Source organism: Parasynechococcus sp., assembly GCF_042954325.1.
In the GTDB taxonomy this organism is placed as follows: domain Bacteria; phylum Cyanobacteriota; class Cyanobacteriia; order PCC-6307; family Cyanobiaceae; genus Parasynechococcus.
The window spans coordinates 36,321-57,565 of record NZ_JBGKDS010000025.1; the positions used below are offsets into that span (position 1 = coordinate 36,321).

Annotated in this window: 28 protein-coding genes, 1 tRNA gene and 1 riboswitch; of the genes, 13 read left to right on the forward strand and 16 right to left on the reverse strand. The window is 60.4% G+C overall.

Annotated elements, in window-relative coordinates:
- Nucleotides 1–90 precede the first annotated feature (90 nt).
- From ACGVKB_RS03995 to ACGVKB_RS04005, 3 genes are all read right to left on the reverse strand, one after another.
- Nucleotides 91–768, reverse strand: coding sequence for an aquaporin (locus ACGVKB_RS03995; RefSeq protein ID WP_392349990.1), 678 nt, complete (start codon nt 766–768; stop codon nt 91–93).
- The gene (locus ACGVKB_RS04000; protein WP_392349991.1) at nt 747–1,334 is read right to left on the reverse strand and encodes a HupE/UreJ family protein; all 588 of its coding nucleotides are present in this window, start codon (nt 1,332–1,334) and stop codon (nt 747–749) included. Before ACGVKB_RS04000 ends, ACGVKB_RS03995 begins: the two co-directional genes overlap by 22 nt.
- Nucleotides 1,335–1,383: 49 nt before the next feature.
- Nucleotides 1,384–1,544, reverse strand: a riboswitch (cobalamin riboswitch).
- A complete protein-coding gene (locus ACGVKB_RS04005; RefSeq protein ID WP_392350027.1) occupies nt 1,537–2,022 on the reverse strand; it encodes a 6-carboxytetrahydropterin synthase in 486 nt (161 codons plus the stop codon). Its footprint overlaps the riboswitch before it by 8 nt.
- A 102-nt stretch (nt 2,023–2,124) precedes the next feature.
- On the opposite strand from ACGVKB_RS04005, the gene hisIE reads away from it, so the two are divergent.
- The gene (gene hisIE, locus ACGVKB_RS04010) at nt 2,125–2,793 is read left to right on the forward strand and encodes a bifunctional phosphoribosyl-AMP cyclohydrolase/phosphoribosyl-ATP diphosphatase HisIE (RefSeq protein ID WP_392349992.1); all 669 of its coding nucleotides are present in this window, start codon (nt 2,125–2,127) and stop codon (nt 2,791–2,793) included.
- On the opposite strand, the gene ACGVKB_RS04015 is transcribed toward hisIE, so the two are convergent.
- Together ACGVKB_RS04015 and ACGVKB_RS04020 are read right to left on the reverse strand one after the other, a co-directional pair.
- Nucleotides 2,748–3,410 (reverse strand): peptidase, encoded by a 663-nt coding sequence (locus ACGVKB_RS04015; protein WP_392349993.1) that lies wholly within the window; start codon nt 3,408–3,410, stop codon nt 2,748–2,750. The two genes, hisIE and ACGVKB_RS04015, sit on opposite strands and share 46 nt — an antisense overlap.
- A gap of 38 nt (nt 3,411–3,448) precedes the next feature.
- The gene (locus ACGVKB_RS04020) at nt 3,449–3,940 is read right to left on the reverse strand and encodes a DUF2214 family protein (protein WP_392349994.1); all 492 of its coding nucleotides are present in this window, start codon (nt 3,938–3,940) and stop codon (nt 3,449–3,451) included.
- Nucleotides 3,941–4,118: 178 nt separating this feature from the next.
- On the opposite strand from ACGVKB_RS04020, the gene ACGVKB_RS04025 reads away from it, so the two are divergent.
- Genes ACGVKB_RS04025 through ACGVKB_RS04040 form a run of 4 tightly spaced genes read left to right on the forward strand, consistent with a single transcriptional unit; the run spans nt 4,119 to nt 6,214 of the window.
- The gene (locus ACGVKB_RS04025) at nt 4,119–5,048 is read left to right on the forward strand and encodes a sigma-70 family RNA polymerase sigma factor (RefSeq protein ID WP_392349995.1); all 930 of its coding nucleotides are present in this window, start codon (nt 4,119–4,121) and stop codon (nt 5,046–5,048) included.
- Between the two features lie 31 nt (nt 5,049–5,079).
- Nucleotides 5,080–5,394, forward strand: a complete 315-nt coding sequence (locus ACGVKB_RS04030) for a hypothetical protein (protein ID WP_392349996.1) — start codon at nt 5,080–5,082, stop codon at nt 5,392–5,394.
- A 41-nt stretch (nt 5,395–5,435) separates the two neighbouring features.
- Nucleotides 5,436–5,684, forward strand: coding sequence for a hypothetical protein (locus ACGVKB_RS04035; RefSeq protein ID WP_392349997.1), 249 nt, complete (start codon nt 5,436–5,438; stop codon nt 5,682–5,684).
- Between the two features lie 5 nt (nt 5,685–5,689).
- Nucleotides 5,690–6,214, forward strand: coding sequence for a phosphate-starvation-inducible PsiE family protein (locus tag ACGVKB_RS04040; protein WP_392349998.1), 525 nt, complete (start codon nt 5,690–5,692; stop codon nt 6,212–6,214).
- Here ACGVKB_RS04040 and ACGVKB_RS04045 read toward each other — a convergent pair.
- Nucleotides 6,108–6,626, reverse strand: a complete 519-nt coding sequence (locus tag ACGVKB_RS04045; protein WP_392349999.1) for a Nif11 domain/cupin domain-containing protein — start codon at nt 6,624–6,626, stop codon at nt 6,108–6,110. The genes ACGVKB_RS04040 and ACGVKB_RS04045 overlap by 107 nt on opposite strands.
- A gap of 117 nt (nt 6,627–6,743) precedes the next feature.
- On the opposite strand from ACGVKB_RS04045, the gene ACGVKB_RS04050 reads away from it, so the two are divergent.
- The gene (locus ACGVKB_RS04050; protein ID WP_392350028.1) at nt 6,744–7,097 is read left to right on the forward strand and encodes a c-type cytochrome; all 354 of its coding nucleotides are present in this window, start codon (nt 6,744–6,746) and stop codon (nt 7,095–7,097) included.
- Here the strand turns inward: ACGVKB_RS04050 and ACGVKB_RS04055 are convergent.
- The 4 genes from ACGVKB_RS04055 to ACGVKB_RS04070 all read right to left on the reverse strand — a co-directional run bounded on the left by ACGVKB_RS04055 (nt 7,073) and on the right by ACGVKB_RS04070 (nt 8,929).
- A complete protein-coding gene (locus ACGVKB_RS04055) occupies nt 7,073–7,342 on the reverse strand; it encodes a YciI family protein (RefSeq protein WP_392350000.1) in 270 nt (89 codons plus the stop codon). The genes ACGVKB_RS04050 and ACGVKB_RS04055 overlap by 25 nt on opposite strands.
- Nucleotides 7,343–7,462: 120 nt before the next feature.
- On the reverse strand, nt 7,463–8,278 hold the full coding sequence (gene trpA, locus ACGVKB_RS04060; RefSeq protein ID WP_392350001.1) for a tryptophan synthase subunit alpha: 816 nt from the start codon (nt 8,276–8,278) through the stop codon (nt 7,463–7,465).
- Nucleotides 8,279–8,334: 56 nt separating this feature from the next.
- The gene (locus ACGVKB_RS04065) at nt 8,335–8,676 is read right to left on the reverse strand and encodes a DUF3007 family protein (RefSeq protein ID WP_392350002.1); all 342 of its coding nucleotides are present in this window, start codon (nt 8,674–8,676) and stop codon (nt 8,335–8,337) included.
- Between the two features lies 1 nt (nt 8,677).
- Complete coding sequence (locus tag ACGVKB_RS04070; RefSeq protein WP_392350003.1) at nt 8,678–8,929, reverse strand: NAD(P)H-quinone oxidoreductase subunit L; 252 nt, start codon at nt 8,927–8,929, stop codon at nt 8,678–8,680.
- A gap of 39 nt (nt 8,930–8,968) precedes the next feature.
- Between ACGVKB_RS04070 and ACGVKB_RS04075 the strand changes: the two genes are divergently transcribed.
- Nucleotides 8,969–9,054 (forward strand) — tRNA-Leu (locus ACGVKB_RS04075).
- Nucleotides 9,055–9,061: 7 nt separating this feature from the next.
- On the opposite strand, the gene ACGVKB_RS04080 is transcribed toward ACGVKB_RS04075, so the two are convergent.
- Genes ACGVKB_RS04080 through ACGVKB_RS04090 form a run of 3 tightly spaced genes read right to left on the reverse strand, consistent with a single transcriptional unit; the run spans nt 9,062 to nt 12,098 of the window.
- On the reverse strand, nt 9,062–9,364 hold the full coding sequence (locus ACGVKB_RS04080) for a TlpA family protein disulfide reductase (RefSeq protein WP_392350004.1): 303 nt from the start codon (nt 9,362–9,364) through the stop codon (nt 9,062–9,064).
- A 45-nt stretch (nt 9,365–9,409) separates the two neighbouring features.
- Nucleotides 9,410–10,441: a dihydroorotase gene (gene pyrC, locus ACGVKB_RS04085; RefSeq protein WP_392350005.1), complete on the reverse strand. Its 1,032-nt coding sequence runs from the start codon at nt 10,439–10,441 to the stop codon at nt 9,410–9,412.
- The gene (locus ACGVKB_RS04090) at nt 10,434–12,098 is read right to left on the reverse strand and encodes a SulP family inorganic anion transporter (RefSeq protein WP_392350006.1); all 1,665 of its coding nucleotides are present in this window, start codon (nt 12,096–12,098) and stop codon (nt 10,434–10,436) included. The genes pyrC and ACGVKB_RS04090 overlap by 8 nt, the downstream gene beginning before the upstream one ends.
- Nucleotides 12,099–12,176: 78 nt before the next feature.
- Here ACGVKB_RS04090 and ACGVKB_RS04095 point away from each other — a divergent pair, with 78 nt between their 5' ends.
- Nucleotides 12,177–13,286 (forward strand): calcium/sodium antiporter, encoded by a 1,110-nt coding sequence (locus tag ACGVKB_RS04095; RefSeq protein ID WP_392350007.1) that lies wholly within the window; start codon nt 12,177–12,179, stop codon nt 13,284–13,286.
- 250 nt (nt 13,287–13,536) lie between these two features.
- Here the strand turns inward: ACGVKB_RS04095 and gorA are convergent, their stop codons facing one another.
- The gene (gene gorA / locus ACGVKB_RS04100; RefSeq protein ID WP_392350029.1) at nt 13,537–14,898 is read right to left on the reverse strand and encodes a glutathione-disulfide reductase; all 1,362 of its coding nucleotides are present in this window, start codon (nt 14,896–14,898) and stop codon (nt 13,537–13,539) included.
- A 272-nt stretch (nt 14,899–15,170) separates the two neighbouring features.
- Here gorA and ACGVKB_RS04105 point away from each other — a divergent pair, with 272 nt between their 5' ends.
- Entirely contained in the window at nt 15,171–15,332 is a 162-nt protein-coding gene (locus tag ACGVKB_RS04105; protein WP_392350008.1) for a hypothetical protein, read from the forward strand.
- On the opposite strand, the gene ACGVKB_RS04110 is transcribed toward ACGVKB_RS04105, so the two are convergent.
- Complete coding sequence (locus ACGVKB_RS04110) at nt 15,314–16,537, reverse strand: glutathione S-transferase family protein (protein ID WP_392350009.1); 1,224 nt, start codon at nt 16,535–16,537, stop codon at nt 15,314–15,316. The genes ACGVKB_RS04105 and ACGVKB_RS04110 overlap by 19 nt on opposite strands.
- Before the next feature lie 52 nt (nt 16,538–16,589).
- Here ACGVKB_RS04110 and ACGVKB_RS04115 point away from each other — a divergent pair, with 52 nt between their 5' ends.
- Entirely contained in the window at nt 16,590–17,258 is a 669-nt protein-coding gene (locus ACGVKB_RS04115; protein WP_392350010.1) for a ParB-like protein, read from the forward strand.
- 23 nt (nt 17,259–17,281) lie between these two features.
- Here the strand turns inward: ACGVKB_RS04115 and dnaA are convergent, their stop codons facing one another.
- The gene (gene dnaA / locus ACGVKB_RS04120) at nt 17,282–18,661 is read right to left on the reverse strand and encodes a chromosomal replication initiator protein DnaA (protein WP_392350011.1); all 1,380 of its coding nucleotides are present in this window, start codon (nt 18,659–18,661) and stop codon (nt 17,282–17,284) included.
- Nucleotides 18,662–18,745: 84 nt separating this feature from the next.
- On the opposite strand from dnaA, the gene ACGVKB_RS04125 reads away from it, so the two are divergent.
- The 3 genes from ACGVKB_RS04125 to ACGVKB_RS04135 are packed head-to-tail and all read left to right on the forward strand — an operon-like array spanning nt 18,746 to nt 21,240.
- Complete coding sequence (locus ACGVKB_RS04125) at nt 18,746–19,876, forward strand: trypsin-like peptidase domain-containing protein (RefSeq protein ID WP_392350012.1); 1,131 nt, start codon at nt 18,746–18,748, stop codon at nt 19,874–19,876.
- 1 nt (nt 19,877) lies between these two features.
- Nucleotides 19,878–20,537 carry a TIGR04282 family arsenosugar biosynthesis glycosyltransferase gene (locus tag ACGVKB_RS04130; protein WP_392350013.1) on the forward strand — a complete coding sequence of 220 codons (660 nt, stop codon included), beginning with the start codon at nt 19,878–19,880 and terminating at the stop codon, nt 20,535–20,537.
- Nucleotides 20,538–20,544: 7 nt separating this feature from the next.
- The gene (locus tag ACGVKB_RS04135; protein ID WP_392350014.1) at nt 20,545–21,240 is read left to right on the forward strand and encodes a TIGR04283 family arsenosugar biosynthesis glycosyltransferase; all 696 of its coding nucleotides are present in this window, start codon (nt 20,545–20,547) and stop codon (nt 21,238–21,240) included.
- Nucleotides 21,241–21,245 lie beyond the last annotated feature (5 nt).

The following is a 21,245-nucleotide window of genomic DNA, read 5'->3' on the forward strand; positions in this document are numbered from 1 at the left end:
GAGATCAACTTGATCTCGCACCACATCCATGTGCCCTGGTTCAACAATTCAGCCCACCAGACTCAGGCTTCCGCACAACACGAACGGCGTTCACTCCGTTGAGGGCCTCCAGAAGTGTTCCGCCAACAGCAGCAGACCCACCGCAACCATGTGATCAACAATCACAAGCCCGACACGGTCGGTGCCATGGAGACCGAAGGCAATCGCCATGGCGGGGTTGTAGATGCCGGACTGGGTCAGACCGCCCAACAACACCAGCAGGCTCAGACCAGCCCCGATCACCAGACCTGCCATCGGTTGAGCAACCGGGCAAATCTTGCCTTCATTGCTCCAACGCAGAATCAAAGCGAACAACACCACAGTGAAGATCAGCTCGGAGGTCAATCCTCCGAGCTGGACAGCGTCCGGTGCCATGCCCGGTGGATTGAAGCCGAGGCCGATTGAGGCTCCCAGAATCTGTGCCGATCCATAGGCCCCAATCTCGACCAGTCCGGCTCTGGTGGTGAAGGCCTTCACCCCGAATCGTTGATGGTTGAGCAGCAGCGTTACTGCAGGGTTGAAATGGGCGCCACTGAAACGGCCCAGCAAATGGATCAAGAGGGCGAGACAGAGGCCAATGGAAACCGCTTGTTCAAAGCCGTTGAACTCAGTGCTGCTGAGCCGACCGACCGTGAAGGCCAAGAATCCCGTCCCGAAGGCCTCAAGGAGAGTTCTTTTCCAGAGCGGGATCACCATTGATTCAGCCGTCAGGGAATCAGAATCGACCACGCGAAGGCGGAACCGATCCCGATCCAAACCGCTGCCAAAAGCTGACGGTTGTGTTCACCGATCCAGCTCTGAAGCCCGCGGGAGATCGAGACCGCCGTCAGCAGGACGGCCCCCTGGGACAGCAGAAGGCCAAGCCCATAACCGAGCAGCGGAGTGGGCTCAGCACCAACGATGGTGCCCCCGAGCAGATAACCGTGCAGAGCGATTGCTGGGAGCAGGCTGATGACGGGCAGCTTCTCGAGAATCACAAGACCCTCCAGGACCAATGTCAGGGACACGGCCGCTTCGGCCCAAGGAGTCAACGACTCGGCGAGGGGAACAACCTGTGCGATGCCGCTGCCAAGCAAACCAACGGCCAGCAGCATCAGCATCCAACGCCGTGGCTGGGCCCAGCCCACGAGCGCAACAGCCACAAGAAACAACAGGTGGTCCGGTCCAAGCAGCGGGTGACCAATCCCACTGATCAAGCCCTGCGTCAGCGACAGCTGACCACCCTCAGGCATGCCGAATGGGTGATGAGCCAATGCTGGAGATGCAGCCAAAGCGAGGGTCAGACCCGCCAGCATCACTGAGCGGGCCGGTCGAAACAGTTGGCGTGAAATAGTCAAAAATCGATCCTCGTCGAACAAACTCGGCGGGCGTTCTGACTGACGATCAACCCGAAACGTCCGGTTTGAATCGCTTTACAGCTGCGGGACAGTGCCGGACTTTCACCGAACTTTCCCCGTTTCCTCCAGCAGCTGATCACCACTGGAACCGAGCACTTAGTTATAGCGAAGCCTGCTTGGCACCAAACCAATCGGGAACCTGCTCATAACGCGCAGCATTGCGGCTGTTTTCGCGGGCCTCCACCGACCAGCAGCAGCACCGCCCCCCATCACGCTCCAACAGCAACGCATTCGACCAGGCCCACACCAACTGAGCGGACGCCTCCATGCCGACGTTCTCCATCACCCTGAGATCCAAGGCTCCGAGCGCATCCAGGCGCTCCCACTCCGCCAAGAGCGGGTCATCGGCATTGACCAAAAACGTGTGATCAAATTGAGCACGGAGCTGTTGCTCAAGGGGACGCAGGCCGGAGAAATCCACGACAAAACCGCAGCCATCCAGCTCCGTCGCCATGAAATGCACCGTGAACGATCGCTCATAGCCGTGCACAAACCGGCAATGTCCGGGATGTCGCCATTGGCGATGGCAGCAGGGATAGCCCTCGAAGTGCTTGCTGCAGGTGTGTCCAGTGGGCGGGTCAATCACAGTGAAAGCGCGACGGTGGATGCAAAGGACACGGGGGAAGGACACGGTGGGCGGAGCACGCTGGGGGAGGATCAGGTCTGCGCCTGTGTGCCCCAAGGCCTGATGCAGCCCCTGAGTCCCGCCTTCATCGATCAACTCCGTTTTAACGAAGCAGGCCTAATTCCAGCCGTCGCACAGGACTGGCTGGATGGAGCCGTCCTGATGGTGGCGTGGATGAACCGAGAATCGATCGCAACCACCCTGGACTCTGGGGAAGCGCACTACTGGAGTCGATCACGCCAGGAGCTCTGGCACAAGGGCGCGACCAGCGGCCATCGACAGATCGTTCGCGGTGTTCGCTACGACTGCGATGCGGATGTGCTGCTGCTCAGCATCGAACAGACGGGTGATGTGGCCTGTCATACCGGAGCCCGCAGTTGCTTCTATGAAGACGGTGATGCACGCACCTCTGGAGGTCCCACAGCCCTCCAACCACCCACAGATGCCTGCACCGAACTCTCCAGGGTGATCGAACGACGTCGCGATCACCCAGAACCGGGCAGCTACACCAACAAGCTGCTCGACGGCGGCGACAACAGCATCCTCAAAAAAATCGGAGAGGAAGGCGCCGAATTCGTGATGGCCTGCAAAGACGACAACGCCGAGGAGATTGCCGGAGAAGCAGCGGATCTGATTTTCCACATGCAGGTCGCCCTCGCTCACCATGGGGTGAGTTGGCGACAGGTTCAGTCCGTGTTGGCCGCCCGACGTGGCGCACCAAGACGCGGCTGAGCGGGATCATCGGTTGGTTCAGCCAGATCACCGAACTGACTGGGTTGGGAGCGGATCCAGTCCAGGGTGGTCCGATCGGACACCGATGGGGTGAGCACCGGATCGCCCGTCTGGAACGGAGCCAGTGCATCTCCGTTGTTTGGACTGTGTCCCCAGAGACCAATGGCGTGCCCCAATTCATGGAGCGCTGTCGATTGCAAGGCTGTTGGCCTCTGGCCAGGCGAGATCAACACCTCGATGAAGGGCTCACGACGCAGACGCCCCGCCCGAGTGAGCTCCCGAATACTGAAATGGCTGCGCCCATTACTGGCGCGCCAGCCGGATGGCGTCTGACGCCGTGGGGGACGTCGGCGCCGGACAACGATCTGCGCCCTGGACGGATCATCGACACGCTGAATTGGAAGCAAGGATGACCAACTGGTGAGAGCGGCCTCAACCGCGAGCGACCAACGCTGGCTCCAACGGTCGGGAGGCGAGGGCAGGGGCTCGATCCACAGGCACCAATGCGATAAGGACGGGGCACCGAACGCAGTTGTGGCCAGACGACCGGAATACCCCGGACCAGCGTCTGCCGGTGCAGATCGTGATGGCCGCTGCAATCCGGTGGACTCGACCACACGAATGTCAGCGGCCGGGGGGCAGGGAAGCTCCACGCTCAGGCAGCCGGCAGGCCGACACCCCGGGCCATGAGTGTCGCCAGCAGGGGAATGGAGGCGAAGCCGACAAGTTCGACATTGATGATCCACGCCAAACGGCTGGCCAACCCCTCGCTGACCTGTGGCAACTCACCTTTACGCAGGGGAATGGCCCAAAGGATGTAGGTGATCGTGGGGTAAAGAGAGAGACCCCCCACGGAGAGGTAGAGGCCAACCTTCCACCAGAACAGAGGGTTTTGGGTGTAGAACTCTGACCCTTGGCCGAAGTGGATCACGCGGAAGATGCCGCTGACCAACAACGCCAGTGCTGCAATGCCATAAACGATGTCGGTGATCACCATCGCCGTGGCTTCGCCGCGATCGGGGTTGGGCTTGATCAACCGACGCTCCACCACCAGCGCTGCGAAACAGAGCATGAAGCTGACGTAATGAACGTATGCAACGCCAGCGCTTTTGGCGATGTCTGTGGTGAGCGCAACCGCCAACGGCATGACCGAAAACCAAGTGAAGGCCGTGACCCTAGCGGCTGGGTGGCCACAACTCAAACAAAACTCTCAAGGTTCAGGAAGAAAATATTAATCATGCACTAAAAATAAATTCCGCAGTCTTTATTACACCCCTAGGAAGAAAACACTTTGGTTCTAGCTTCAAAAGAGCGAATCAATTCTGATGGTGAGCTCTCTGAGTGCATTTCTCGGCGAAATTGGCCGCCACCAGCTGCTCACACCTGAGCAGGAATTAATGATGGGAAGGAAAGTGCAGGCCATGGTGGCCATCACCGACCGCTGCATGCTGGCCGGAGGCAGCGGGCCTGAGTGTATTTATACCGACGAAGAAAAGATCGTGATTCGCCGCGGTGAACGAGCGAAAAATCAGATGATCACCTCCAATCTCCGACTGGTGGTGAATCTCGCCAAGCGCTACCAGGGCAAAGGACTGGACCTCCTCGACCTGATCCAGGAAGGCACCCTGGGGCTCACCAGGGCCGTTGAGAAATATGACCCAACGCGAGGCCATCGCTTTTCAACCTATGCCTACTGGTGGATCCGCCAGGGGTTGAACAGGGCACTCTCGACACAGAGCCGGACCATTCGCATTCCCGTGAATGTGAATGAAAAACTCACCAAACTGCGCGCGGCCAAAGCACGACTCATGCAGCGCAACGGCCTGAGCCCCAGTGCTGAACAATTATCGGAACATATGGCCTTGTCCCTCTCCGAAGTGGAGGACTTGCTCGCCTGTGAATTGCGCAGCGTCACCGTCAGCTTGCAGGGCGTCGTCAAGTCCAAATCAGATCCGAGTGAGCTCGTGGATGTGCTTCCAAGCGATGAACTTCCACCGATGGAACGGGCGGAAATCGCCGAGCGTTCAGCATCGGTCTGGACCCTGCTCAACAAAGCGAATCTGACCCCAAAAGAACGCACCGTTGTAACGCTGCGCTTCGGCCTGGATGGCACCAACGAATGGAGAACCCTGGCGGAGGTGGCCCGGCACATGAACTGTTCTCGTGAATATTGCCGTCAGGTTGTGCAACGGGCACTGCGCAAACTCCGCAAAACTGGGATCCAAAGTGGTTTGGTGGAATCCAGTCACGGCTGACTGCCACACCACCGCTCGCTTTCTGCTCCGAATGGCCGCCTGGACCCCTGACTTTGAAAACGAACTGACCCAAGTTCTCAAAGATTGGCTGAAGCAGCAGGGCAAAACCCAAGCCGATCTCCGCCGCAGTCTCAGGGCAGTGTCCACACGGATGCCGTCGTTGCTGGAGGTGTTGGAACACGAGCACAAACAGGGGGGCCTGGCCGCTTTGGCCGCACGACTCTGTCGCGTCGAAGCGGAGTGGAGCCAGAGCCCCATGGACGATGCCGCCAAGGGAGAGGCCGTCGATCCCTTCGGCCAACTGGATCTGCTTCTCAAGGAAATCCGCCAGGACTCTCCCAACTAGGGCCCATCAGAGGCAAAGTGGGACGACCTCACTGAGAGTGCATGAATCCGGTCAAGCTGCTTCCCGGCCTTGGAGTGCTGCTGGGACTATCCGCCGGCATGCCAACCGCCGCCCTTGCCCAAAGTGAAGGCTGGATGCTCGGACCCGGTAGTCGTGTCGATCAATCCAGTGAAGTGGTCCCCACCAACTGCAGCACCGCGTCCGATGGGAGCATCACCTGCGATACGGAGCTGAAACCACGAACGACCGGTACACCTGCTCGTCCGTACTACAACCCCTTCAACGACTAACTCCGGTGAATCGCAAAAAGCCAAAAGGAGCCAACAGATTCCTGCGACTCGTGGATGGTGGCGAACGCGAGGTTGCGCGAATCCTCACCCTGATTACGGCGGTGGTGATCTCCGCAGCCTTGATTCAGCTGGTGATCTCTTTGGGGTCGAAGTTATTAACAGGATCAGAGGCCACCTGGTTAGGGGATGACCTGATCAAGGTCCTAGGTGATCTGCTCACGGTGCTGATCGCCCTGGAAGTGCTCCAGAACATCACCAGCTATCTTCGCCGCCACGTGGTGCAGATCGAACTGGTTCTGGTCACGGCACTGACCGCAGTGGCCCGAAAGGTGATCGTGCTGCCCTCCGGCGCCGAAAACAAACCGCAACTCCTGGTTGGTCTCGGCATTGCCGTGGTGTCCTTGTCAGCGGCCTACTGGCTGGTCAAACGAGCCAATGCAACGCCAACCAGAGTGTCCCTGGGTCTGGATCGGTCCGGACCACACGATGCAATCGATGGGGCTGCAAGTGAAGATGATCTCCGACACTGAGATCCACACCCTCAATCGAATCCTGATACTCAAGTGTGGCGCTGCCCTGTAGCACCATCACCCACTCGTGGGTTTCCTGATCGAACCAATCCTCCTCAGGGGTGCAATAGGCGTTGGAACGAATGAGGTCCAAAGACCAATTGGATCCCCCATGGAGTCGCAGCGACGTCTCCTGACCCGGCTCAGCACGTAGGGCCTCAAACACGTTGCCGTCTCGAGGCCCAGCGCGGTCGGGCTCCCCCCATCGTCGCCCAATCTCGAATCCCCAAGATCGGGCGAGACGCACCACTTGATTGTGGTTCGAGCACTCTGCGAGAGACTCCCGTCGTCCCGGCTGTGCCTCCAGGCTGCGCACCAGTTGCTGGAGCTGATCGACCTTGTCGAGAAAGCGGAGGAGATCCGATTCAGACATCGGCGGACCGACAACCAACTGCTGTGATCCTGGCCTTCGGTGGGCGCCGCGTCACCCCAGACGGCGGTGGCAGCTCCTGCAGAATGCCATCAGACCAGGGATCGGGCGATGGAACGGATGTACAAGCGGATCCATGCCATGGTGATCGTCCTGCTGCTTGGATTTGCTTTGCTTTCACCCGCTGGGGTGGACGCAGCAACCCTTCAGGCCTCAGCTGAAGGCGCTGCGATTTTCGAGCGCCATTGCGTTGGCTGCCATGTCAATGGAGGCAACATCGTTCGCCGCGGCAAAACACTCAAACTGGCGGCACTCGAACGCAATGATGTGGCCTCTCCTGAGGCGATCGCCGCCATTGCACGCGATGGCGTCGGTCGAATGAGCGGCTATGGCGACGTTCTCAATGATGGCGACGATCAGCGGGTCGCCGACTGGATCTGGCAACAAGCTCAGAACGCCTGGATCCAGGGATAAACCTCAATCTGAGTCCAGATTTTCTGCGTCCAATAGATATCGGCTTCCACCAGAGCCTGAACATCCTCACGGCTGTCGGCCTCAAAGATACCGAACACATGAGTACTGCCTTCGGTCGGCCCGAGGGTAATTAATCGTCCCGACTGTTTGAGCTCACTCAGACGACTGAGATGCTCATCACGGAACGGAGTGCGCTTTTCGAGCGCATCGTTGCAATACGTGCCCCAGAGGACAAAACGAGCCATTGATCGGCACTTGGCTGAGCGTCAGCGTACAAGTTGAAGGAGAAACTGCCGATGCGATCCCAGTCAATCAACCAGGATCAAAAGCAGGTCGAGCAAGCATCTCTGACCCTGCACAACGATTCAGTTGGCAGCCGCTCTGAGCTCACGACAGAACTGCTCCGCATCCTGCGCTTCCGAACCAGGCGATGCCGCAGCAATGCGCTTCACCAACGCACTGCCAACGATCGCACCATCAGCCCCCCAACCGCGGACCTGACGCACTTGATCGGCACCGGAGATCCCGAAGCCAACGGCAACGGGCACCGGCGACACCTGCTTCAAGCGTTTCACGAGTCCCTCCACACGGCTTTCCATGGCCACGCGCTCCCCGGTGACACCGGTCACACTCACCAGGTAAGTGAAACCACTGCTGCGTTCCGCAATGCGCACCATCCGATCCGACGGAGTCGTCGGTGCCACCAGCAGAACTAAATCAAGACCGTGCGCCGCCGCGATCGGTGCCAACCGTTCGGCTTCTTCCAAGGGCAGATCAGGAACCACCAGGCCAGCGGCACCCGCCTCAGCCGCCTGCTGACAGAACATCTCCATGCCAACGTTAAGCAATGGATTGCTGTAGGTGAACAGAATCACCGGAATGGTGAGCTGGTCTTTCAACGACCCCAGCATCGACAAAACGGAGCCCGGGGTTGTCCCCGAAGCCAATGCTCTGGAGGCTGCCGCTTGAATCACCGGACCGTCGGCCAGGGGATCGCTATAGGGCATTCCCAGCTCAACCATGTCAGCCCCGGCCCGTTGAAGCCCCAACAGGATCTGAGCTGTCTTGTCCAGATCGGGATCACCTGCCATCAGAAAAGGCATCAGAGCGAGTTTTCCCTCTCGGCTGAGCTGCTCAAAGCGCTGGCCGATCACTGAGTTGCGCCCTGCTGTCGTGGTCATGGTGTCTGCCATTGGATCCGATGGGAGGCCTGCAACTGCCGTCAAACGCCTAGAGACTATGAGTCAGCGGTCGACTGATCAGGCTTGATGCCGATCTTTTTCAGCAGTGCCTGCTGCTCTTCTTCGGGAAGAGAATCGAAACGAGCTTCCAGATCCTCGACCGCTTTGACGTCATAAACACCCCGGTAACGGCGGCGTTGCTCCATGTAGGTCATCCGACCGGTCACCACTCGGAACAGATACGACCCCGTCCAGATCATCACGATCAGGACCAGAACAGCTTGGGCGGCAATGCCTGCTGAGAACCCCTCAAAGCCAGCCGCATCAAAGGCCACATAGCCGACGCCACCCAGGACGAGCACGGCAAGCCCGACCAGCAAAACCTTCGCTCGAGTCAAGTCAGACCTCTCCCTGCCCGCTCAGGCGGAAATTCAGGAAGGGAGCGAACACGATCATCCCCGGGAAGAACAGAAACACCATGCCGTAGATGACCAGCCGCTCCAGCTTGCCCATGTGGTGCCAGCGCTTGTTCATCCAGGCGAAGAGCGCCAAGGGAACGACAACGAGATACAGACCACCCAGTGCGCCGTAGGCCAGCAGAACCAGCAACGTCTCCTGAGATATCAAATTGAGCAGAGACTGGGGATCCACGGTCGTCGGCAAGTTGATGGAAATCTAGAATGAAGTCGCGGGGGCATGGCGGAATCGGTAGACGCACCGGATTTAAAATCCGTTGGCACGCAAGTGCTGTGGGGGTTCAAGTCCCCCTGCCCCCATCCGAGCTCACTCCGACAGCAGGGCCGAGAGTCGTTTGCGGAAATCTCCCTTGGGCATTCCGCCCTTCAGTTCGCCATGGATGGCGAACTCACCCTCGGGATCGGTCACCAGCAGATAGGTGGGCCAGCCCATGCCCTCCTTGTTCGGATACTGCTTCAGCAGGATCTTGCGGTATTTGCGGTAAGCCTCCGTGTCCTGAAGCATCACAGACACAAACTCACAGCCGAGCTCCTGGGCCACAGCACTGTCGTAATGGGACATGCGGTGGCAGGTGCCGCAATCCTCCGAACTGAACTTGATCACATGCATGGCTGACCTGATCCCAGTGCTTCGACGCTAGCGACAGCAGTCCGCTCAGAGATCCCGAACGACTCGCCAGGGAAGGTGTTCGCCAGCATGGAAAGGCACAAGGCCGTCGATGCGATCGGGCACCTCAACGGGCACACGTTCGAGGGTGATCTCATGGCTGTTCACAGGCAGGCCATAGAACGCGGGGCCATGGCGAGAGGCAAACCCCTCGAGCTGATCCAGCGCTCCTTCGTCATCGAACACCTGTGCATAACTCTCGATGGCATAGGGCGCGTTGAAGATGCCAGCGCAGCCGCAGGAGGTCTCCTTGCCCTCGCGGGGGTGGGGAGCGGAATCCGTGCCGAGGAAAAAGCGTGCGTCACCACTGGTGGCAGCCCGGCGCAAGGCCAGACGATGCCGTTCCCGTTTAATCACAGGGAGGCAGTAGAAGTCGCTGCGCAATCCACCGAGGAACATCGCGTTGCGATTGATCTGCAAGTGGTGCGGTGTGATTGTGGCCGCGAGATTGCGATCTGCGGAACCGACGAAGTCAACCGCCTGTTCTGTAGTGATGTGTTCGAGAACGATGCGCAGCTCGGGATGACGTTCTCTCAAGGGTCTGAGATGACGCTCAATGAAGACCGCTTCACGATCGAAAACATCCACATCGGCATCGGTCACCTCCCCATGGATCAGCAGGGGCATGCCGATGCGCGCCATGCAGGTGAAGACCGCATCGATCCCATCCAGGCTGGTCACGCCAGCCGCTGAGTTGGTCGTCGCATTGGCCGGATAGAGCTTGGCCGCGGTGAAGACCCCGTCAGCAAAGCCCTGCTCCAGTTCCTCAGGCGCAATGTGATCGGTGAGATAAGCCGTCATCAGCGGCTCAAACGTCAAACCGTCCGGACAGGCCGCCTGGATGCGCTTGCGGTAGGCCATCGCTGCATCCACCGAAGTGATCGGCGGACGCAGATTGGGCATCACAATCGCCCTGGCAAACGACCGGGCCGTATGGGGGATCACCCGGGCCAACATCGTGTCGTCCCGGAGATGAACGTGCCAATCGTCCGGAGCGATCAGCGTGAGGCGATCAGGCATTGGCAGGAGTCAGAGCGACGGCACGTTGCAGTGCCTCAAAACGATCGCTGGTGATGTGTTGCTCAGGCAGCCGCTCGAGCAGCTTCATCTTGCGCAGGCGACTTTCGGTGCTGCCGGACGCTCCCACCATGAAAACATCGCGACCCACCTCCAGTGCTTCCTTGACGGCATTTTCCAACGCAATCGCAGCGGTGACACCCAGGTGGGACACCTCTGATAAGTCGAACACCACGGTCTGACAGTTGCCGATCGCGTTGTGTTCACGGGCGATGGCCTTGGCAACCCCGAAGATCATCGGACCGGCCAACTGGAACAGCAACACCCGGCCACCGGCCTGATCAAGCAACTCCTGCTCAGCAGAAGAAAGCTCAACGTCGTCATCGGTGGTGCTGATGGTTTTGACGCCGCGCGACTGCAGGGCACTCATCCGATCAATGGTGAGCACATTGGCCACAAACACACCAATGCCGACCGCCGCGATCAGATCGACCAACACCGTCAGCAGAATCACGCCATAGGTGATCACTGCAGCCTTCATCGACAGGTGATGGGCGCGTTTCAGGAACTCCCAGTCGATGATGTCGAGGCCAACCTTGATGGCAATGCCGGCAAGCACAGCCAGGGGGATGCTCGAAGCCAAGGGAGCCGCGAGCAGCACCACCAACATCAAGACAACAGCACGGATGACACCGGACAGCGCGCTGCGACCACCGGATTGGATGTTCACAACGGTGCCCATGGTGGCTCCTGCTCCGGGGAGACCACCGAACAAGCCCGACATCATGTTGGCCAGGCCCTGACCGATCAATTCTTTGTTGGAGTCGTGTTCAGTGCGGGTGAGGCTGTCCGCAACAACGGAGGTGAGCAAGGCATCGATGCAACCGAGCATGCCGAGAACGGCAGCATCCACAATCACTAAGCGCAGCTGACCGCCGGACAGCAGGACACCGAAGCCGTCGAGATTTGGAGTGGGGAACTGGGCAGCGAATTCGGGAATGGTGCGCAGCTCAGCCGAGGAGAACACCGTGAGCGACAAAATCGTTCCGGCCACCAGGGCAAGCAGCTGAGGCGGACAGACTTTTTTCAATGCCGATGGCGTGCACCACAGGATGGCCAGGGTGATCAGCGCCAGAAGCAGCTCGAGAGGCCGTGTGCCCTGAACCAAGGCAGGCAGTTGCGTGATCGTGGCAATGACCCCACCCTTTGGCGTGGCCTGGCCCAGAAACGGCCCCAGCTGAAGCAGAACCAGAATGATGCCGATGCCGGACATGAAGCCCGAGATCACCGTGTAGGGCATCATCGTCACGTAGCGACCCAGCCTGAACAGACCGAACAGGATCTGGAAAACGCCGGCCAGAATTCCAACGGCAAAGGCCATTGCCAAAGCCGTTTCCGGATCCGGAGCTGTGGCGGTCAGGCTGATGATCACGGAGGTGAACACCACGGTCATGGGACCGGTGGGTTCAGAGATCAACGTCGGCGTGCCACCGAACAAAGACGCGACCAAACCGATGATCACGGCCCCCCAGAGACCGGCAGCAGCGCCGGCACCTGAGGCAATACCAAAGGCCAGAGCCATTGGCAGGGCAATCACCGCGGCGGTCAATCCCCCGAAGGCATCGCCCCGAAGGTTGTTGGCACTGATGCGATTCAGCAAGGGGAGTTTTTCGCTTGCGACGTTGAACCTTAGGTCGATTCACGACCAAGCAGAATCCCTTCAATCCCATGGGCCGTTATGCCTGACTTTCTGAGGGCCTCGATCGAGGTTCTGCTGGGCATCGCGCTGCTGTTTGGAGGTGGGGAGGTCTTTGTGCAGGGGTCCGTCGCCCTGGCGGTGATCTTTGGCATTCCTCAGCTGGTGATTGGACTCACCGTCGTCTCGCTGGGAACAAGTGCTCCTGAGCTGTTCGTCAGCCTGAGCTCCATCCTTCAAGGGGCAGATGCACTGGCGGTCAGCAATGCCATTGGCAGCAACATCTTCAACGTGCTGGTGGTGCTCGGCTGCAGCGCCTTGATCCTTCCCCTACGGGTGGAAAGTCGCCTGGTCAGACGGGATGTCCCCCTGATGATTGCGATTTCAGCAGCGGTCTGGGGCATGGCCTCCGCGGGACGGCTGACCTGGCAAGCCGGCATCGCCTTGCTGCTGGCACTGGTGATCAACACCATCTGGGAGATCAGGACAGCCCGTGAAGAGCCGATCGACAGTGAACGTGCTGAACCGGATGTGGATGACACCGCCGGGGAAGGTGGCTGGCTTCTGGCGGTGTTCAAATTGCTGGGTGGGATCGCTGTGCTGACCTTGGGGTCGCGCGTGCTGGTTAGCGGCGCGACAACGGCGGCAGCCTTCCTGGGCGTCAGTCAAGCGGTGATTGGGCTCACCATCGTTGCGGCGGGGACATCCATGCCGGAACTGATCACCTCTCTTGTGGCCGCACTGCGCGGCAAAACCGATCTGGCAATCGGCAATGTGGTCGGCAGCTGTCTGCTGAACCTGATGATGGTTCTTGGTGGTGGCGCGATCGCTGCGGCAGGACGCGGACTTGATGTCAGCCCGGAACTGATTTCAGAGGATCTGCCGGTCATGCTGCTCACCAGCCTCGCCTGTCTCCCGATTTTCTGGACGAAAGGACGCATCTCCCGACTGGAGGGAGGCTTGCTGCTCGGCCTTTACATCCTTTACATCACGGACAATGTTTTACCGCGGACAACATTGTCATCTTGGGCCGACGAATTCAGGCTTGTCATGCTCTGCCTGGTGCTGCCCATCGTGATGATTTTGATCATCACCCAGGCCGTGATGTACTGGCGTTCAACCAAGCGGAATGATTCCGCCATGGAAACCTGACGATTGGCTTAACGGTCAGACAGCCCGATGCAGAGGGGGATGACAGCGAGCGTTGCGCTCAATGACCTGCCGAAGTCGTTGGCAATCCAGGCACAAGCATGGGGAATCATCGTGAATGCTGGTGTGCAGCTTCAATCGCGTCGCTTGTTGTTGTATGGCAGCCATGCTGAATGCATCTCACTGAGCCCGTTATCACGCGCGGACGATGATCACGCCGCCCTACGCCCTCGCTTAGTGATTGTTTGACACATCAAGTCATGGTGACGAATTCTTCGGCCACGGTGGGATGCAACGCCATCGTGCGATCGAACTCAGCTTTTGTTGCGCCCATCGTCACGGCAACAGCAGCCATCTGAATGATTTCCGCCGCATGGGCACCCACCATGTGGCACCCAAGCACCCGCTCGCTCTCCCGCTCCAGCACCAGTTTGAGCAGGCAGCGCGGGCCCGTCGCCGGAAGCGCCCGGTCCATCGAGCGGAACTTGGCACGATGAACCGTGATCGCCTCCTTGCCATGGCGTTTGATCGCTTCGTCCTCAGAGAGGCCGATGCTGGCAAGTTCCGGGGTACTGAAGACAGCCATCGCCACGAGCTCGTGATCGACCCGACGCTCCAGGCCAGCGAACAGACGATCGGCGAGGGCACGCCCTTCATCGATGGCCACCGGGGTGAGGTTGACCCGATCGGTGACATCACCAACGGCATAGATCTCAGGGACGGATGTGACCTGGTCGTCATCCACCACAATCCGCCCCTGGTCGACGCGAACCCCAGCGGCCTCTAAGCCAAGGTCGTTGAGCCACGGATGGCGCCCTGTGGCCATCAACACCCCGCCGCATTGCACGAGCTCGCCGCCATCGAGCACAGCGGTGAGCTCGCCGGGAACACCCTGAATCGCCGTGACCTGCTGCTCAAAGCGCACCGTGATCCCCGCCTCGCGCATGCCATCCAGCACCGCATCGGCCAGTTCGGCATCAAAGCCGCGCAACAGACGAGGACCGCGGACCACCTGTGTGACGGCGACGCCAAGCCCCTGAAGAATGCATGCGAATTCACAGGCAATGAAGCCCGCTCCCACCACCACCACGGCCTCGGGGTAGGTCTGCTGGAGAAACATGTCGTCGCTGACCCAGGCCAGCTCGACACCTGGAATGTCCAGGCGATTGGGCTGTCCGCCAACAGCGATCAAGATCCGTTTGGCCTGGAGCTCCTGGATCAACTCACCCCCACGGGTTTCCGACACCCCCACGGCGTGGGGGCCCGTGAGACGTCCCCAGCCACGAACCAGCTGCACACCGGCGCGCTCGAGGAAACCGAGATGGAGGACATTCAGTCGGTCAACCTCCTGCCGCACCCGCTCCAGCAGAGCGGCGACGTCGGAGCTAATACCGTCGATCCGCAGGCCATAGGCCGCTGCATCACGCAGCTGGTCACGGGCCTGTGCCCCGTAGACCAACAGCTTTTTGGGCACACAACCCCGGATCACACAGGTGCCTCCCACCCGATCGCCTTCCACCAGGGCCACCGATGCTCCGTGCCGGGCCGCGCGCTTCGCCGCGGCCAGACCGCCCGAACCCGCTCCAATCACCACCAGATCCAATGTCGGGCTCACGTCAGCCACCAGAGCGATACCAATCTCCGTCATTCTCCCGATCGATCGATGCAGAACGCGATTCGGGAGACTGGTTCAGGGCAATGACGGAAAGCACGGGCTTTTCCAGAACGAGACAGTTATGGTCGCTACAGAAGTTGTTTGAAGTCCCATAGATCTCCCGCCCACTCTCCCTGACTGGTCTCTGAAGAATGAAAAAACAACAGCCAGCTCGTTCACACCTACCTGAGCCATCTGATCTACAGCGAGCTCAGCGGAGAGAGATCGTTTTGATGATCACCTCCGAGGACATGACCCATCGGCTCGGTCAGCTGCAACGGGAAGGACGCTTCGCGGATCGCCAAGCGCTACTGGACGAACTTGGCGACTGGCAAAACTACGGTGTCGATGATCTGGCCTCAATCCTGCATGCGCCTTACGTCGGCCGCGACTGAAAGGGCTTGGGATCTTGATCGAAGCGATGATTCACAGGGATCGGAGCACCCTGAGCTGAACCATCGCATCGGGCGGTTGCTTCAAGGGCCTGACGCAGCAACCGGGCAGCCATCAACGGCATATCCCTTGGCACTGAAATCCGATCACGTAAGTAGCGCAATCCAGCGGCACTTCCTGATGCTGGTAAGCAAATTTGCTGAGTGATCAATGTGGTCAATGCAGCCCGCAACGGTTGATCGAAGCCGGATGCTCCCAACGGATGAACCGCCAGAAGTCTGCTCCGATGTTTGAGCACACGACTCAAGGCGATCCGTCCCATCAGAGCCTCATCTTCAGCGGAGGAAGGCCAACGGGTTTCGTCGTCGACCAGACCCTGTCCCTGATCAATCGTCTCGGCCAGAACAGCAGCCATCGGATCGTCATCAGGCCAACAACCGCCCATCTGCGGTGGCAAGTCATGGGCATGGGTATGGAAATCACTCTGGGTACCGCGGTAGGTCTCCAAGGCTTCAAGGGCGCAAAACCAGCGATCGATGGCGGGGTGCTCCTGCCGCAACCGATAGCCCTTGTAGTAAGCGAGCGACGCATTCATCCGCTCCAGATACGGCACAAAAATCAGATCAACGCCACTGGGGCCGTCGGAGGCGAGCCAGGGTGAGGCCGTCATCGACAAGGCCTGCTCCACGCGCTGGGCGATCGCACGGAACTGCTCGCGGGCCTGGCGTTGCTGCCGGGCATTCAGACCAGGGGAACACAGCCAGAGGCACCAGGCACGGAACAACAGCCGTTCCAACTGACGATTCGCCAGGGCCTGGTCGGACTCCAGCGACATCCCCAGCGGTCCGAAGCGGCGCTCCAACGCCAGCAGGATCACATCGCTTTCCGTGATCAGCTCACCATCAAGCTCCAGGGCCGGGAGCATCCCCGATGGCACCTGAGCGAGATACCAGGGCTCCTTGGCGCCATAACAGCGCATCGTGACCTTGCGAATGCGGTAAGGGATCCGCTTGAACTCGAGCCAAAGCCAGATTTTTTGGCAATAGGGACACCACGCGTGAAGGTCGCGGTAGAGCGTCACGCGGATGGCACTCTCCGGGTGACCGAACAGGCGCAACTCAGCCTGGGCATTGGTGGGGCCGTTGACACGATCCGGCTCGGGCACGGCATGCTCCGCCAGCTGCTCCCAGGAGAGGACCTCCGCCATGTTCGTTCCCAGGCAACTTCGGCCATAGTGGCGAGCCGCTGCTTAGTGGTGTGTGTCCCGGCCTCACCCCGCTTACACCCCCATCCCCAAGGCAGGCTCCGACAGCACGCTGTTCAAGCTGCCGATTTCAGCGCTGCATCCGACCCAATGGAGTGTCGGGTTTGCTGAGATTTGGGCTCGCCAAAGCGATTTCGCCAAGGAAAGCGAACAGCAGCATCTGAGCTACCTGCGTCGCAAACCCGTGCCGGTGGTGAAGGACGGCAACGGCACGTTCTGGATGTTGGACCGCCATCACCGCTTGCGAGCCCTGCTCGAGCAAAACCCGGCCGCAACCACCTGGGCCTATCTGATCGAGGACCGCTCCCACTCCAGCGCAGCCGAGCTGTTGGCTTTTTTGCAAGAACAGGGCTGGCTGTATCTGATCGATGGCCGTGGCAACGGCCCACATCAACCCAGAGAGCTACCGACATCGCTGATGGAGCTGGATGACGACCCCTATCGCTCGCTGGTCTGGAAGCTCAAGAAAGAAGGGCTGATTACACCTCAACCCCAGATCCCATATCACGAATTCCGCTGGGGGGCATGGTTGCGGCGGCGGCCACTACCTCCCTTCAGCTCACGGGCCCTTGAGCCTGCCCTGCCCCCGGCCCGACGCCTGGTCCGATCCTGTGCCGCTGCCGAGATGCCGGGTTGGCGTGGCGCCAAACCCGACGACGCCTAGGACACACCCACCGGCTGAAACGCCTAGCCCTTGCGACGGGAGTCGATCTGCAGCAGATCCTTGACTTTCTGCACCTGGCTGGCGAGCTGCGGGTCATTGGCAAGCCGCTTCTCGACCTGATCGATGGCATACATCACGGTGGTGTGGTCCTTGCCGCCGAAGGTTTCCCCAATCCGGGGCAAGCTCAGATCGGTGCCCTGACGCATCAAATACATCCCCACCTGGCGGGCCTGGCTCACCGCGCGACGGCGGGTGCTGCTGCACATCTCCTCGGCCGTCACGGCGAACACCTCCGAGACCTTGTCGATCACCTGCTGGGGCGTGACCTCCACACCCTGACCCGTGGGATCAAGCATCGGAGCGACCGACTCAACGGTCATCGGCAATCCCGTAATCGATGCGAAGGCGACCGCACGGGTCAGAGCTCCCTCCAATTCACGGATGTTTGAAGTGAAGCGACCCGCGATGTAATGAATCAGATCCCGGGGCAAGGCCATCCGCTCGTGCTCCGCCTTCTTTTGCAGGATCGCCATGCGTGTTTCCAGATCTGGAGCCTGGATATCCGCAATCAGGCCCATCTGAAAGCGCGAGATCAGTCGTTGCTGCAACCGGGGGATCTGACTGGGAGGACGGTCACTGGCAATCACCACCTGACGACCAGCCTCATGGAGGGCGTTGAAGGTATGGAAAAACTCTTCCTGGGTGTACTCCTTGCCTTCGATGAACTGAATATCGTCCACCAGGATCAGATCCGTGGCCCTGTAGCGATCCCGGAACGCCTGCATTCCGTCTTTGCGGATGGCCTGAATCAGGTCGTTCGTAAACGTTTCGGTGGAGACATAAGCCACCCGGGCATCCGGATCGATTTCCAGCCGGTAATGACCGATCGCCTGCATCAGGTGGGTCTTGCCGAGGCCCACCCCACCGCAAATGAACAGCGGGTTGAATTCCCGACCGGGTGCTTCAGCCACCGCCAAGGCCGCCGCATGGGCCATCCGGCTGTTCGGACCCACCACGAAACGGCTGAACACATATCGCGGGTTCAGTCCCGGCAAATAACGGCGGGGCTTACCCGCGGGGGCGGCTGGTTGAGACGGCGGAGCAATCGGAGCGTCCAGATCCTCACCGCCGCCTGCATCGGCAGCGGGCATGGCGGTATCGGCGAGAACCGTCACCTGGACGGGCTGCCCGCAGACACTGCTGGCCATTTCAGCGATCGTTGGCAGCAGCTGCTCGCGCAAACGGATGCTGGCAAACGGGTTCGGAGCCAGCAGCTTCAGCTCACCATCAGCAAATCCGCTGCAACCGGTGGGGCGGATGAAGGTCTCAAAAGTTGGTTTGCTCAGCGTGGCCTGCAGGGCCTGCTGAACCTCACTCCAAAGCTCTTCTCCCGTCTTCACCAATACCGCCAGAGAGCTTGAGGTTCGAATCTACGCATGCCAGGCGGTTTGATCAGCCTTAAATGAGACAGGAACATGGAAGCCGGAATGCAACGGTCGCTGCACTGGATCGCGCTTGCGCTGGTCGGAACCACAGTCACCGGCTGTGATTTGTCGAAACTGCCCCTGGGTCGACAGCCGAGGGAGACCACGGTCACCCCACCACCCGTGGTGAGCGACCAACCCCGAACCGCACCGCTGCAGCCCGGCGAGAACGTGATCGTGAAAGCGGTGAATCGGGTCGGCCCCGCCGTGGTGCGGATCGACACCGTCAAACAGGTGACTAACCCGTTGGGCGGCATGTTCGGCTTGGGGCCGTCCACCAGCCGTCAGCAAGGTCAGGGCTCCGGCTTCATCACCCGCGCCAACGGGCTGATCTTCACCAATGAGCATGTGGTCCGAGGTGCGGATCAGGTGAAGGTGACCCTCCCGGATGGTCGCAGCTTCAACGGCAAGGTTCTGGGGGGTGACCCCATGACCGACGTCGCCGTGGTGAAGGTTGTGGCGGACAATCTGCCCGTGGCCGCCCTCGGTGATTCCAACAGCTTGCAGGCCGGAGAATGGGCGATCGCCATCGGCAATCCCTTCGGACTCAACAACACCGTGACCGCGGGCATCATCAGCGCGGTGGGCCGGACCAATGCCATCGGTGACGGCCAACGGGTGCCCTACATCCAAACCGATGCTGCGGTGAATCCCGGCAACAGCGGCGGTCCGCTGATCAATGCTGCCGGCCAGGTGATCGGGATGAACACCGCCATTCGCCAGGCCCCTGGGGCAGGTCTCAGCTTCGCCGTGCCGATCAACCTGGCGAAGCGCATCGCCCAGCAGATCGTGAGCACTGGGCAGGCATCCCATCCCTTCATCGGTGTCGAGCTGCGCAGCCTTACGCCACAGCTGGCCCGCGAAATCAATGCCACCACCACGCAATGCCGTGTTCCTGAGGTGAATGGCGTGCTGGTGGTGAATGTGGTTCCGAACACTCCAGCCAGTGAGGCCGGCATCCGCCAATGCGACCTCATCACCAACGTCAACGGCACCGCCGTGAACAACCCCTCAGATGTGCAGCTGGCTGTCGATCGCGGTCAGGTCGGTCAGCCGATGCCGATCACGATCGAACGTGATGGAACCGCGAACGTGCTGTCGGTCCGTCCCCGCGAAATGCCAAACCGCGGTTGAGATGAGCGCCCCTCCGGTCCTGACCGTGATGGCCCGATGGCCCGCCGCTGGACGCTGCAAACGGCGCCTCAGCGGTGATCTGAGCCGCACCCTGTCCTTAGCCACGGCCGGCGATCGCGCCGCTCGGATCCAACGACGTCTCTGCGCCCACACCCTGGCGGTCTGCCGTGAGCTGCAGGCCAAGGGACACATCCAGTTGCAGCTTGCCGTGAGCGGATTAGGCCCCCGGCGAGCCCAACGCTGGGGTCAGACCCTCGGAGCCTCCACCACGGTGCTGCAGGGGCAAGGCTCCCTGGGTTGTCGCCTGCGTCGTCAGACGCTTCGCACCCACCGTGGTCAACGCGGAGGGGGGCAACTGATGATCGGTACCGATCTCCCCGGTCTGAGCTGCCATGCTCTGATCGAGGCCATCGAGATGCTCAAGGGGAAGGATGTGGTGCTTGGCCCTGCCAGCGATGGTGGCTACTGGCTGATCGGACTGGGCCAAGCGGTGCTCAACCATCCCGAGCTCTGGCCGTTCAGCGGGATTCCATGGGGCGGTGAGTCGGTGCTGGCGACGACGCTGCAGTGCTGCAGCCAAGCCGAACTCAGCACAGGCCTGCTGTGCGAACAGCAGGACATCGACCATCTCCGTGATCTCAAGCCTTGGCTCGCGCTCTGAACGGTTGATGGACATTGAGCTGAGTGTTTTGATCCCAACCCGGCAGGAGGCCGCAAGCCTTCCCCTCCTGCTGGCAGATCTGCAGACGTGGTCAGGGGAGCTGGACATCCTGATCGCCGATGCTGGAAGCAGCGACGCCACCATCGACGCCGCCACACTCGCCGGCGCCACCGTTCTGCGCTGTCCGACACCGGGGCGCGGCCAACAGCTGCGCTGGGCCCTGGAGCGAGCACAGAGCCCCTGGCTGCTCATCCTGCATGCCGATAGTCGCCTACCCACCACCTGGGCGCAGGCTGTTCACAACACCATCACCACCCCGACATCCGCAGACCAGGCCTTTTATTTCGACCTACGCATTGATGGCGATCAACCGCTGCTGCGGCTGGTGGAACTGGCGGTGCACTGGCGCTGCCGCCATCGTCAGGAGCCCTATGGCGATCAGGGACTTCTGATCCACCGGGAGCTGTACGAGCGGAGCGGTGGTTACAGCCCCATTCCACTGATGGAAGACCTGGAGCTCATCCGACGCCTGAAGCGGATCGCGCAGGTGCGATCCCTGAACCAATCGATTCACACCAGTGGCCGTCGCTGGGAGCGCGATGGTGTGCTGCAACGCAGCTGGAGCAATGCCCAACTGCGGCGGCGCTGGCTGCGGGGGGAACCCCCGGAGCAGTTGATCGCCAGCTATGACACGCCGCGATAACCAGC